This window comes from Vibrio taketomensis (assembly GCF_009938165.1).
Classification (GTDB): domain Bacteria; phylum Pseudomonadota; class Gammaproteobacteria; order Enterobacterales; family Vibrionaceae; genus Vibrio; species Vibrio taketomensis.
Genome location: NZ_AP019649.1, coordinates 1,274,499 through 1,286,834, shown reverse-complemented (window position 1 = coordinate 1,286,834; position 12,336 = coordinate 1,274,499). Strand labels below are relative to the sequence as shown.

Annotated in this window: 17 protein-coding genes and 3 pseudogenes; 12 read left to right on the top strand and 8 right to left on the bottom strand. The window is 40.0% G+C overall.

The features are described 5' to 3' along the window. Positions 1–58: 58 nt before the first annotated feature. The 11 genes and pseudogenes from Vt282_RS20510 (at position 59) to Vt282_RS20460 (ending at position 5,849) form a co-directional block, all read left to right on the top strand. Complete coding sequence (locus tag Vt282_RS20510; RefSeq protein WP_232055125.1) at positions 59–202, top strand: hypothetical protein; 144 nt, start codon at positions 59–61, stop codon at positions 200–202. A gap of 279 nt (positions 203–481) precedes the next feature. Next, positions 482–667 (top strand): hypothetical protein, encoded by a 186-nt coding sequence (locus tag Vt282_RS20505; protein ID WP_232055124.1) that lies wholly within the window; start codon positions 482–484, stop codon positions 665–667. A 307-nt stretch (positions 668–974) separates the two neighbouring features. After that, the gene (locus Vt282_RS20500) at positions 975–1,394 is read left to right on the top strand and encodes a cupin domain-containing protein (protein WP_232055123.1); all 420 of its coding nucleotides are present in this window, start codon (positions 975–977) and stop codon (positions 1,392–1,394) included. 179 nt (positions 1,395–1,573) lie between these two features. Further along, on the top strand, positions 1,574–1,840 hold the full coding sequence (locus Vt282_RS06015) for a PTS sugar transporter subunit IIA domain-containing protein (protein ID WP_162062844.1): 267 nt from the start codon (positions 1,574–1,576) through the stop codon (positions 1,838–1,840). Further along, positions 1,841–1,993, top strand: coding sequence for a hypothetical protein (locus Vt282_RS06010; RefSeq protein ID WP_162062843.1), 153 nt, complete (start codon positions 1,841–1,843; stop codon positions 1,991–1,993). A gap of 11 nt (positions 1,994–2,004) precedes the next feature. Continuing rightward, a pseudogene (locus tag Vt282_RS20490) lies at positions 2,005–2,396 on the top strand (PTS sugar transporter subunit IIB). Between the two features lie 286 nt (positions 2,397–2,682). Further along, positions 2,683–3,236, top strand: a pseudogene (locus Vt282_RS21665) (PTS sugar transporter subunit IIC). Positions 3,237–3,450: 214 nt separating this feature from the next. Continuing rightward, positions 3,451–4,136: pseudogene (locus Vt282_RS21660) on the top strand (PTS system mannose/fructose/sorbose family transporter subunit IID). A gap of 535 nt (positions 4,137–4,671) precedes the next feature. Then, positions 4,672–4,998: an AGE family epimerase/isomerase gene (locus tag Vt282_RS05990; RefSeq protein WP_162062842.1), complete on the top strand. Its 327-nt coding sequence runs from the start codon at positions 4,672–4,674 to the stop codon at positions 4,996–4,998. Positions 4,999–5,148: 150 nt separating this feature from the next. After that, positions 5,149–5,370 carry an AGE family epimerase/isomerase gene (locus Vt282_RS05985; RefSeq protein WP_162063692.1) on the top strand — a complete coding sequence of 74 codons (222 nt, stop codon included), beginning with the start codon at positions 5,149–5,151 and terminating at the stop codon, positions 5,368–5,370. Positions 5,371–5,585: 215 nt separating this feature from the next. Continuing rightward, positions 5,586–5,849, top strand: a complete 264-nt coding sequence (locus Vt282_RS20460) for a glucose-6-phosphate isomerase family protein (RefSeq protein ID WP_332057950.1) — start codon at positions 5,586–5,588, stop codon at positions 5,847–5,849. Between the two features lie 753 nt (positions 5,850–6,602). On the opposite strand, the gene Vt282_RS20010 is transcribed toward Vt282_RS20460, so the two are convergent. The 8 genes from Vt282_RS20010 to Vt282_RS19980 form a co-directional block, all read right to left on the bottom strand. Continuing rightward, on the bottom strand, positions 6,603–6,779 hold the full coding sequence (locus Vt282_RS20010) for a hypothetical protein (protein ID WP_174855818.1): 177 nt from the start codon (positions 6,777–6,779) through the stop codon (positions 6,603–6,605). A 163-nt stretch (positions 6,780–6,942) separates the two neighbouring features. Then, positions 6,943–7,344 (bottom strand): hypothetical protein, encoded by a 402-nt coding sequence (locus Vt282_RS20005; protein ID WP_174855816.1) that lies wholly within the window; start codon positions 7,342–7,344, stop codon positions 6,943–6,945. Continuing rightward, positions 7,316–7,498 (bottom strand): hypothetical protein, encoded by a 183-nt coding sequence (locus Vt282_RS20000; RefSeq protein ID WP_232055116.1) that lies wholly within the window; start codon positions 7,496–7,498, stop codon positions 7,316–7,318. The genes Vt282_RS20005 and Vt282_RS20000 overlap by 29 nt, the downstream gene beginning before the upstream one ends. A 935-nt stretch (positions 7,499–8,433) precedes the next feature. Continuing rightward, positions 8,434–8,559, bottom strand: a complete 126-nt coding sequence (locus tag Vt282_RS21195; protein WP_269472601.1) for a hypothetical protein — start codon at positions 8,557–8,559, stop codon at positions 8,434–8,436. Between the two features lie 325 nt (positions 8,560–8,884). Beyond that, positions 8,885–9,097 carry a hypothetical protein gene (locus Vt282_RS19995; protein ID WP_174855813.1) on the bottom strand — a complete coding sequence of 71 codons (213 nt, stop codon included), beginning with the start codon at positions 9,095–9,097 and terminating at the stop codon, positions 8,885–8,887. 577 nt (positions 9,098–9,674) lie between these two features. Continuing rightward, the gene (locus Vt282_RS19990; RefSeq protein ID WP_174855811.1) at positions 9,675–9,839 is read right to left on the bottom strand and encodes a hypothetical protein; all 165 of its coding nucleotides are present in this window, start codon (positions 9,837–9,839) and stop codon (positions 9,675–9,677) included. A 370-nt stretch (positions 9,840–10,209) separates the two neighbouring features. Then, a complete protein-coding gene (locus Vt282_RS19985; RefSeq protein WP_174855809.1) occupies positions 10,210–10,641 on the bottom strand; it encodes a P-loop NTPase family protein in 432 nt (143 codons plus the stop codon). Positions 10,642–11,025: 384 nt separating this feature from the next. Continuing rightward, on the bottom strand, positions 11,026–11,292 hold the full coding sequence (locus Vt282_RS19980) for a hypothetical protein (protein WP_174855807.1): 267 nt from the start codon (positions 11,290–11,292) through the stop codon (positions 11,026–11,028). A gap of 728 nt (positions 11,293–12,020) precedes the next feature. On the opposite strand from Vt282_RS19980, the gene Vt282_RS05970 reads away from it, so the two are divergent. Continuing rightward, entirely contained in the window at positions 12,021–12,302 is a 282-nt protein-coding gene (locus Vt282_RS05970; RefSeq protein WP_162062841.1) for a hypothetical protein, read from the top strand. Positions 12,303–12,336: the final 34 nt, after the last annotated feature.

The following is a 12,336-nucleotide window of genomic DNA, read 5'->3' as shown; positions in this document are numbered from 1 at the left end:
AACGAACTCCTCGACCAGCTTGTAGCACCGCTATCACCAGACCTAGTGATCTCAATGGATGATGCAGAAACATTCCGAAGAACACATCTTTGCCATGCTAGAGCGCAACATTACCGATGACCGAGTGTTTGGAGTTCTTGCTCCACACAAACTGGAAGAGTTCTTTGACAGCGAAAACTACAAGGATTTAAACAAAAATTAGCGACGCTAATTCAGGTTTCATCGTTGTTATTGGTCATGGTGCTGATTAGTCGCCGATGGTGATACCTTTATTTACGCTGATTTAGCTCGTTGGGAAATTCAGCAACGCTTCCGCAGTGGCGAGCTTGGCAACTGGGGTGCTAACAACTACAACGAAGATGTCCTGCGTAAATACAAGCGTTCATTCTTTATCGAATGGCGTGTCTTCGACCGCTATAAGACCAAGCTGTTAGCTGACGTTGATTTTATCTTAGATACTAACACCGCTTTTGACCCTAAAATGGTCACTGGTGTTGCGTTTAATGCCGGTTTACAACAAGTCACAACTCAGCCATTTAGACTTGTACCTTTCTTTGACCCTGGGGTTTGGGGGCAATGGATGAAAGAAGTCTGTGATCTCGATCAAGACAAACCTAACTACGCATGGTGTTTTGACTGTGTTCCTGAAGAACAGCCTTCTCCTTAAATACGGTGACGTTGTTGTCGAAATCCCATCGCAAGACTTGGTATTAACCAACCACAAGCTTTATTAGGCGACAATGTCCATGCACGTTTTGGGGCGGAGTTCCCAATTCGATTCGACTTCCTCGATACAATGCAAGGTCAGCACCTGAGCCTGCAAGTACATCCTCTAACCGAATATATTCAAAACGAATTTGGTATGCATTATACCCAAGACGAGAGCTACTACATGCTAGACGCTGGGGATAAAGCATGCGTTTATCTTGGCACTAAGTCTGGTATTAACCCAGATGAAATGATGGATGACTTGTATGCAGCTCAGCGCGGTGAAAAATCGTTCGATGATGAACTTTTGTCAATCAATTCTCGGCGAAAAGCATGATCATTTCTTAATCCCAGCAGGCACTATTCATTGCTCAGGTTCCGACTCTATGGTGCTTGAAATCAGTGCAACTCCATATATCTTCACATTCAAGCTTTGGGATTGGGATCGCCTAGGGCTTGATGGACTGCCACGACCGGTACACTTGGAACACGGCAAAGAAGTTATTCAATGGGATCGCGACACACAATGGTGTCAAGAGCATTTAGTAAACACAATTACCCTCATAGCTGAAGGCGACGGTTGGAGAAGAAAAACGGGTCTTCATGAACGCGAATTTATCGAAACGCGCCGCCACTGGTTCAACAAACCTGTTCTTCATAAAACTGGGGAACCGTCAATGTTCTGAACTTAGTAGAAGGTAAAGAGGCAATTATCTTGAGTCCCGACAATAAATTTGAGCCATTTGTTGTTCATTATGCTGAAACCTTCGTTATCCCAGCTCACGTAGACGCGTATATCATCAACCATATGGCGAGAGCGAAGGAAAGAAATTGCCACAATCAAAGCGTTTGTAAGAGGTTAACCATGCTCCATTTTGTCGTAGCCAGTCACGGTCCATTTGCCACTGCACTTATCAGTAGTGCCAAAATGGTATTTGGCGAACTAATTAACACGACTGCAATCTGTCTCACTGAAGAAGGAGGTATTGAGCAATTTAAAAAGATTTCCACCATGAAATCACTACAGTTGCACCTAATGTCGATGGCATTGTTGTGCTATGCGATTTGGAATGCGGCACGCCTTACAACGTTGCTTGCATATGCATTCAACCAGATTTCAATCAAAGGTTGAATGCGTAACCGAGTGAACTTCCCAACACTTTTAATGACGGCAGACTTTGTTGAAGAAACCGATGCTTCTTTTGTTGCAACGACTTTACAGCAAGCGCTAAAGACGATTGTCGTTGCAAAGCCAGTAGAGCTAGTACAAGAAGACGATTTTTAAGGAGAAACACTATGGCTATTTCATTTGTGCGAATTGATGACCGCGTTATTCATGGACAGCTAATGACTCGCTGGGCAAAGAACTCCCTTGCGATGGCATCGTAGCTATTGACGATGCGGTCGCAGCCGATCCTCTCCTATCACAAGTCATGATAGGAGCCGTAACTGACGTTAAAGTTTGGTTATTTGATACGGAGACCGCCGTCAGCAAGCTACCGAAGGTGATTGCCAGCGATAAGTACTTCGTCATCGCAAATCTCAATCCTCTACGTCGTATTCGTGAAGCGGGCATTAGTCTTGAGAATCTCAATAATAAAATCAATGTTGGCCCAATGAGTGCGAGAGGGCACAACGACGATTGGTGGCAACCAATGCGTCAACCAAGAAGAAATCTCAGCATTTAACTATCTATCAGAGACGGGCACCACATAGACTTCAGATTAGTTCCTGATGCCAACTCCTACACCTGGCAAGATGCATTACAAAACTGAAATAACAATAAAACCACCTCCACTTTTGATTCATGTTTCGCATCAAAAGTGGAGTAATGAATACGTGAGCTAAAGGATGACATTATGTTTATAGAAGCTGTATTTATCGGGATACTTAGTTATCTCGGGCCCTTTCTACCCATGGCTACTTGGTTTAACCGGTGGTTGGTACACCATCACTCGCCCACTAGTATCCGGTATGTTGGTTGGCATTATTTTGGGTGATATTCAAACAGGTATTATGGTCGGTGTCGCTGTACAGGCAGTATATATCGCGATGGTAACACCTGGAGGATCCATGCCTGCTGACCTTAATTTTGTCGCATTCCCGGCGGTGGCACTAGGTGTTATGTCTGGACAAGGCGTAGAAGTTGCAGTTGCTATTGCAGCAACCATCGGTATCGCAGGTACCATCATTTTCAACTTTATGATGGTGATCAACTCGTACTGGAACCACAAGGCAGATATAGCGATAGAAGCTGGTGATGAAAAGGCGTTTATATGAACTCCGCCATTTATCCCCAAGCGACTAACTTCTTAATGCGTTTTATTCCGACCTTCATCGCAGTTTACTTCGGTAATCAATACATTGAAGGGTTCATGGCCAGCCTTCCAGCAATGGTGATTGATACTATGACGGTCCTCGGAGGCATTTTACCTGCTGTCGGTATCGCAATTCTCTTAAAACAGATCATCAAAGAATCAACGATGCTAATTTATTTTCTAGTCGGTTTTGTTGGTATCGTTTTCTAAAACTCAACATGGTTGGCTTGGTCATGATTGGAGCACTATTCGCCCTCCTTCATTACAACTACAAACCAGAACCACAAACAGCTAATGCTGCGCCAGTTCAACATGCTGATGACGAGGATGAATTCTAATGACTGTACAACACCACAAAATTGGTACTGAGATCGAACCAAAGTAGCACTAGACAAAAGATCTTACGAAATGCTGGCGTGCATGGATGATGTACAATCTATCATCAATGAGCTTTGAACGCTTGGCTTCATTTGGCTTCTGTCTGGGTATGATGCCCGCTCTTAAAAGCTTTACCCCAATCAAGAAGATCGAAAAGAAGCGATGAAACGTCATGCTTCGTTCTACAACACCGAGCCACAGCTTGGCGCTATCATCAGTGGGATGGCAGTGGGCATGGAAGAAAAAGGCGAATGGTGAACCCATTGATGGTGAAACTATCAACACGCTCAAGGTTGGCTTAATGGGCCAGTCGCAGGGATTGGCGATTCCATGATTCCAGGTATGTTGGTACCTATCTTACTCAGTATTGGTATGGCATTAGCATCTGGTGGCAGCATATTAGGTCCAATCTTCTATATCGTCGTGTTTAACGCCATCGCTATCATCGGTTCTTACCAGTTGTTTATGAAAGGTTACAAGATGGGTGCGGGTTCAGTTGAGATGCTGGTTAGCCATCGTTCAACCAAAATTCGTGAAGCACTTTCACTATTAGGTGTCTTTGTCATGGGCGGCGTTGCTGCTAGTTACGTAAACCTAGGCACGGGGCTCGAGTTTGCAACCAAAGACGGTGTCGACATCAACGTACAAATGATGCTCGACGGAATTTTCCCTAAACTATTGCCATTAGTCGTCGTGCTAGGCACTTGGTTTGCGATGGCGAAAAGGTCTTAGCCCAGTAAAAGCGATGCTTTCGCTTGTGGTTATTTCTTTCATCGGTGTTGCTATCGGTCTCTTCTAACTTTTCAATATAGGGCACTCGTTGAGTGCCCTATTATTAAGGTAAACTATGGACTCCTGACCTTTCAAATCGCTCGCTGCCAACACTGGCTCACTCAATATGCCTTACCTCGATGGCAAAAACACAATCTATCCAAGACGGTATTTTCTCAGAAGGATTGTTTGCTAACGGACAAGAGTTTAGTGACGACTTCCTCAGATTTCGTGTACAACCACGGCAAGTATATGTTTTCGCACATGCCACTGAACTCAATCTAATTAATGGACGTAATCAGGTTTGCGTAGCCATTGAGCAAGGATTTTTACGCTTTGGATCACCATCATCGGGTTATCGTTTTGCGCTTTGCAAAAAATGACAATAAGAATGATTCTATTAATCTATATGAACAAGCTTTTGCGCTTCTAGGGTTTGCTTGGCATTACAGACTAACGGCTGATGAACATTCTCTAGCCTCGATGGAAGCCATTTATGAACGTATCTCAACACATCTTTGGGATACTGAAAAAGGTGCTTTTTCTAACTGAAGGCAACAAGATCGACAAAGGGCAAAACCCTCACATGCATTTGTTCGAAGCATTAATGGTTAGCTACGAGCATACCGACAATTCAATTTGGTTAGACCGAGCAACACAAATATATCAATTGTTCAAAACTCATTTCATGCAAAATGATCATTTAGCAGAGTTCTTTCAGGCCGATTTATCACTTAATTCGAAGACTGGTACCCACATCGACCCTGGTCATCATTACGAATGGATCTGGTTACTGCCATTACCAAAAACTCACAGGTATTAAGGTAGATACAACGATCAATGCTTTATATCGCTTCGCACAACAATTTGGCCATAACGATAACGGTCTTGTCAGAGACGAGATATACGCAAACGGGGAGCCACTTCGTTCAACGTCGCGGCTTTGGTGTCAAACTGAGTACTTAAAGCATGCATAGCCCTTTGGGAGCGTGACCCTAGCGACACTCGCCGAACCGCTATCAGCCAAGCGATTGAACACATCTTTGTTTATTACTTAAACCCAGCACTACCAGGATTATGGGTCGATCAAGTTGATAATTCGGGTCAAGTGTTAAATGAAAATTCTCCTGCTAGCAGCTTTTATCATCTATTTTTAGCCTTTTCTGAATTACTCAGAATTGCTAATAAGGATTAACATGAATTTATCTATTCCCCTAGCATCAATTACTTAACAGGCCGTATTGATGCAGAAGACATCATCAGAAAAAACTACGCTTGGTGCACTTAAGGCGTATTTTCCGATGAAACCAAACGCTAGAAGCGCCCAAGACCAAATTATCTATCACGTAGAGATGCTACCAGCACGCTGAAGGAGAGCTAAACTTTGGAGTATCCCATATCGAACCTGGTTTGATAGGCGATGAATTCCATATGACCAGAGGACACATTCACCAACGTAAAGAACAAGCTGAATTCTATTTTGGCTCGCAGGGTGAAGGTTTATTACTAATGCAAACAGAGCAAGGAGAAGTATCCATCGAGAAAGTGTTCCCTGGTAGCGTGCACCATATTCCCAGCTTTGTCGCTCACAGATTAATTAACACAGGTAACACTCGACTATCTGCGCTTGCTGTTTGGCCTGCCATTGCAGGACATAATTATGATTTTGGATGAAATAGGATTTAAAGTTCGCATATTTAAATCATCGTCAACTTTAAAGTCGTTCATGTAGATGAGGTTGATCAGTAGACCAAGGCTTAAATCATAAAATCTTGGTATGACTACACCGAGCCTTTGACTGTGTGAACAATCAGATTGCCCAATATGTCACAGTCTTTGGCTCAGCATTCGATTAGGAGATAATGAAATAGAATTAGTAAACTTGCATACTGATTCAACCCAAACCTAAGGCATTATTGGACAAAAATGAGTTAGGACTTTTGTCCTATAACTGCTAAGTTGGATGAGAAAAATATCGAAGACCTACATTGTAAATATTCGGGCTCAAGTACAGCCACCAAGACGCACTTGATGACTGTAAGATAAAGTCTGAGCAAGTAAAATTTAGTATTACTAAATACGTATTTTCTCGATCTAATCATGTGCTCTCGTAGATAATAAGCTCTTGCAGAACCAGTTTCTACAATTCCATTAAGTAGCTCAAGGCATGAATTATACATTTTCCTATTTAATACACCTCTATTTTCTATTTGAAGATATCGTCCTATCGACATTTCTAAGTAATAAGCCGTATTCATTTGCTTACCTATAAGTTCTGAGTTCACAATGAACTTTGAAGCTAGAAGATGAATACCTTTATCAAAGAACACACTATGAAAGTGATACATTAAAGACGCTAAAGCTTCAAAACGTGGCTATTGCCAGCAGATTGATTGGCAAATTCCAATAAATAGTGTGCTCCACCCTTCATGTCACGCTCTTCATTGGATGACCTTGCCAAGGACTATCCGCGTACATTAGTCCACGTAATAGCTGATTTAAATCATTCTGTAACCCTACATAACTGTCATTGACATCATTCATGGCTATCTTATGTGCCTCTGGCGCTAACAAACTCAAAGCGCTTGACTGCGTAGTAATCATCTTCTTTTCCACTGCTACGTTATATGAGAGTGTTAGAGTAAATAAAGCTGGGGCTTTTGAACACCCTAAGATTAATAACTCTTTAAACGGCATAAAATTATTATTTCTTGAGTAAATAACATGCTCAGAAAGGCAATCTTGCATCTGTTTTTAATGTCATGATTTATTTTTCATCACCACTTGAACGATAATTTTGATATTCAGTATCAAATACAAAATGAACTAATCTGTTAACCAACTGAATCTGAACATCATCCGTAGTACAATATGGAACCATTAACATTGGTAAATGAAGAAACCATGAACAATGACTTTCCAAAGAAATGTCGTTAACCAGCTTAAATTTTCCATCAACTAATTCATTGCGAAATGTTGTTATAAGGGTATTCCATTTTTCGATAGCTGCTTGCAACTCATCACCTTGTAGGTGATAAAACCTACGTACAACACTATCTTCTCTTCGTAATCTGGAATACTCAACTATTCCAGCTATACAACTGGATGCTAATTCAGCGTCTCTTGACCAAGAAATTCCCTTACCCCTTAGCAGCATAAGCACTAACATTAAGGTTCTCATGGGTTAATGCTGTTGCCAAAGCAAACTTCAAATACTTTTCTTGTTCTGAATCTAGCTCTAAATCAAATAATTTAGGTAAAACAAATGCACACGCTCCAGAGCCATAATAATCAGTCTTATCACGGGCTGTTGTTCCATTCATATTATCTGCGTGCATAAATATGGACTCTAGGATAACTCTAGACACCACTCTTTATCTCCATCACTTAAGTTCAAAGGTCATCTCTAACACAAACAGCAGCAACAGTTGTGATTGCACCAACCGCCATATCGGCAAAGTTGTGAATTTCACCTTTTGGAGGGAATTGAGTGATTCTTTGCGGCTATTAATGCATCTTGATATGAAGAAATATTTTCTTCGAGCAACTTCTCTTCGAATAATTTTCGACCCCATAATTTTAAACTAGTTACAGTGTTGCCAATTGCATACTGTTCGTAAAACTCTTGTTGATCTTGCTTTAAATCTGCAGGAAGCTCAGACGAGCTTTGAAGCAATATTCGATCATTATCTTGATCTTCAACAGTTTCCCAAGTCCTTGTATCAACTCGGTGTACCATATACCGAAGGTTTTTCATTACGAGCAATCGCTTCATCTGTCAATTCATCAACAATTTTAAAGCACCATCTCTTAACTCACTTACGAATTGAAACCTTGTTAATAAGGTTTCTAAAGACTCTTTTCTCCAAGGTCTAAGTGCTGCTTTTCTTCTTTCCTCGATGTATATTTTGTCATTACATCTCTTTGATAACTAAAAAGTGTAATTCATTCTCGCCCATTTCTTGCGTCATTCGAATTAAATCTAAATGGTATAAATCAGGAGTTTTCAGTAAAATGCTGCTTTTCCTACTTTATTAGAAACCTGTCGCCACAGAAGATAAAACAGAAGTAGGCATCACAGAGTTACTTTTCCTCAGCAAGTAATCGTATATCCATTCTATTTCATTGTCTTCACTACACGTATCTACATATTCAACCAACCAATTTTCTAACGCCATAAGCGCACACTGAAGAAGATATGGTAATGTTGACTGACCTCTGTAACCATCCCAAAGATGAGGTGAGGCATACTGCTTTACTAATGTTCCATCATTGAAATTACACCACTTGCTGCGACTGTTTCATCAGAAAAGTACTCTTCTTGTTCATCCACAGAAGGAGCGCCAAACTCAGATTCAGCATACTTCTGTGCAGTTAAATGCATAATTTAATAATAAAATCTAACGCTAATCTAGGTTTTGATTCCAGGAGGTACTTAAAGGTCCTTTAGAACCACTTGCGGGAAAAAATCACGTTCTCGATCTAAACCATAGGATTCTTCAACATCAATTCGACCATAAGAGCTATAGCCAAACTCATCTTCTTCTGTTTTTGCAGTAACCACTCATGCAAAGAAAGCTTAACTATAAAGTCAGGATCACGCTTACATAACATAGGCACATTAGTGCCTACAAGCGCTAAACTAGTCAGCTCATCAACATAGCTTAACCTTCTAGGCTTTACCTTGGAGATGAAAACATCCTGAGCCATTAATTCATCAAATTTTCTTTGATTGCTGTCGAAACCTTTAATAAGGCATTAAGTATTTTCTTTCTTCGCCCTTCATCACGATAAGAATCTTTAACTGGTTCAAGCAGCCATAAACATAACAAACCAACCTTTTGTGAAGCATTTGGTAGTTCCTCATATATATTAATGAGTCCACACCATTCATTTATCACCTCAACAACTTGAGTAAGCATAGTGTTACTCAAGTCATGCTAACCTCATAGATAAAAATAAACAATGCCTCCCAACCGTTACCATAAGGCTGTAAAACAAAGATTTCAAAATCCTGATTTTCATCTTTAACCAATAAATCATTATATAGTGAGCTTGGTCTTTGACAGGCTATTCTGAGAATAAAGCAAAACGGACTAAAGTGCACAATCATCCTTTAGAAGCTGAGACTTAAGAGAATATAGAAAACCTTCTGGCGAGCCATGTTGCATAATCGCTGCAATAGCTTCATCCTTCCAGTAACTTTCTATACCATCAGTAGTCAAGACTTCTTCAATAAATTCATTGGTTGCATCATCAAATTTCAATTTTCTGTATAGCCATAACCGAAAGGCTCTACTAATTGCAGGTTCATTACCAATAGTTGATAAAATTGAATTAAGTCATGCGAGTTTTCAACGTACTCGCTCTCAATGTATTCTTCAATGCCCAGTCCTCTAGTACATCGTGCATTGGACTTATAGTGGCAGACCCTGGTCACGGTGGATTAAATGATCCTCTTCCAATTTAGCAATGACTTCAGGATCAAACTCACTAACTCTAATACCAAACAACATTTTTTTGCTCGTTGTTTTGCAATATTGATAAAGTTGTTCTTCGCTTATCTGGCATTCCTGATTTTCTATCTGCCTCTTTTGAAATCACTGTTGCCCAGACAGTATTTCTAAAATCAACTTCAGTATCACCAGATTTAAATTGTACCATTACCAATAGCCCTTACTGCTATCTCGATAAAAATGGGACTTTAAGCAACTCAGTTAACGAGTCATTAGATATTAGCCCAGTTAACTCAGGAATATGCTCACTAACTTGGGCAACTTGATCCGTAGTAAGCCCTTCCAAATTCACACTGTCAAACTGGATAGCACTAGGTTGAAGATAATTAAAAGTAAGTTGTTGATATGCATAATCACGGCCCGTTGCAATTATGGTCCAACCCTTGATTTTTATGTATTGAAGTAAATCAATAAATGCATCTTGATACTTTAGCTCTAAAACTTTTTCTAGAGACTCAATAACAAGTATTTTTCTTTAAGTAACGAGAAGTACCCTTCAATCTGACCTAACGTAGAATTCATTCCGATAGATGTAAATACATCGTTAAGGTGGTTTTATCTAAGTCTTCAGCTCTTAAATAGAAAACAGGAACGTCTTTACCTTTCGTTGAGATAAAGTCTTTAACAACTCCAGACTTTCCGACACCTCTAGCACCAGTAACAAAAATAAAGTCATTTACCTTGTACAGTTCAGATATTTTTGCTATCTGGTCAGCCCTATCTATATGAAAACCTTTAATAGTGTTCGATATTCCATTAAATATATGTTCACCACGCTCTTTAAGCTTTAAGAAATCATTTTCAAAATTTACTTTACTTCTCGCATTAAATAGCAACTTAACTTCTTCAGGTGCATTATCTTGAGTTAGAGTTCCTGCATTCTGGTTAAATTCTTGAGCACAAGTTACTAATTTAGACAAAACAAGAGATGGTGACTCATCCAGTGACATTTAATCAAAGAGCACAAAAGATTTGCAACTACTGGTATTTTTCATCAAGTCGAATGAAACTAACTGAAACGCTTTTAAGAAAAGCCATAATTCATCATCAGTAACAGGATTCCCACCATTGGCAGCGGTTAATTGTGACCTGAATATATTAAGCTTGTTAACTTTTGCTTCACTAGTGAAGCCTTTGTTTAGATTTCTTAATAAATTCTGCTGAGTTTGACGAATACTTAGCCCATTCCAATATTGGTAGAGTATTATTGACTTCAAGTTTGGGTAACGGGCCTGTTATTAATGCAATTGAATCATTTTCAACATTAAAGTCAGTACTTTGAAAATCATTCCACACTATGAATAACTTCAGCAAACATTGAATCAACAGCCCGCTTATAGTGATTTCATGCTTAATCTGAGCAAAAGCTGGCTTTCGTTACTTGCTTTATCAGTCGCTACTAAAACAAAGTCATCCGTATTTACGCCATCATATTTATTCTGAAACTTTAACTCTTTTGCCCTCATATCCTGTGATAAGCAGGGAACACAAGACTTTGTTAGTAATGACAATGCAAAAGCAGCTTGAACTCTAGTTTCAAAGTTAACACCACCACCTCCAGTAGAAAATGGATTGCTCTGTTGTTTGACATCATTACTCATTTATCATCTCCATAAAGCGCACAATGAAATTTATGAGTCTTTCACTGCGCAAGTCTCACTAAATTCAACACTTTATCGCAAAATACGGCAGGATGATATGAATACAGTCACTTACCCGATACAAGCAATTTTGTGGCTCAAATGGTCACAAGTTACAAAAAATTAGCAACCCAACCACGTAGATTTTTAAGCCAGTTATCAGCGTGCGAAATAGCCTGAACTGTTAGTGCTAACACACTTTGGGGCAAAAGTGAGCTAGAATTCGCCAATGAAAGTTGAAATGGTGAGTCCCTTATTCAACATGGGTAATGCCGTTATCTGGTTAAAAATACTGTTTGAATCAAGAGATATTAATCATATCGACAATTGAATTTAAGGTGTGTGGCTGGCGACGCAATTTCGCTTATCGTGTTAATCAAAATAACACTTCACCAATGTCGATAATTTGAGAAAACTTGGATAGTTAACGCGAATGATTAAACAGCTTTTCCCCCTTTCTTTAAGCAGTATTTTGATAGTTGGCTGTGCGACACCTCCTTCACCTGAAGTGCCACCCAGTAAAGCGTATGTACTTGCTTCACAGTCCTATCTGACTAAAGATACTCACGTGCTTTGGGCTACTCACGAATCACCTTTAAGGGATTACTCTCTTGCAGATGTTGAGTACATTGAAGAATCTTATAAAACTCTCCTGGAAATGCTTCGGTCATTTTGGCGTGATGAGTCTTATGACTGGTAATTTTACAGGTATGATTGATATTGCTGGTGGCCTGACTGCCAATATTGCGAAAACACCTCATGTTGCCAAACAATCAAGTTGGGTAGTCCGAATACCATTAGACGACGCCACTGATGGCATGGAAGCATGGCGTATTGCTGTTGATACGATTCAAGAGAATACCCTCAAATTGCTTGCCACCAAGGGGTTACTCCGAGTAAGATTATCCTTAATGAGCAGCGACTCGCTACGTTTGGAGCAACTATTTGGCAGGATACTGTTTATAGAGTAGATCCTGATGACGAAAACTCGGGCTTCTTGTACGA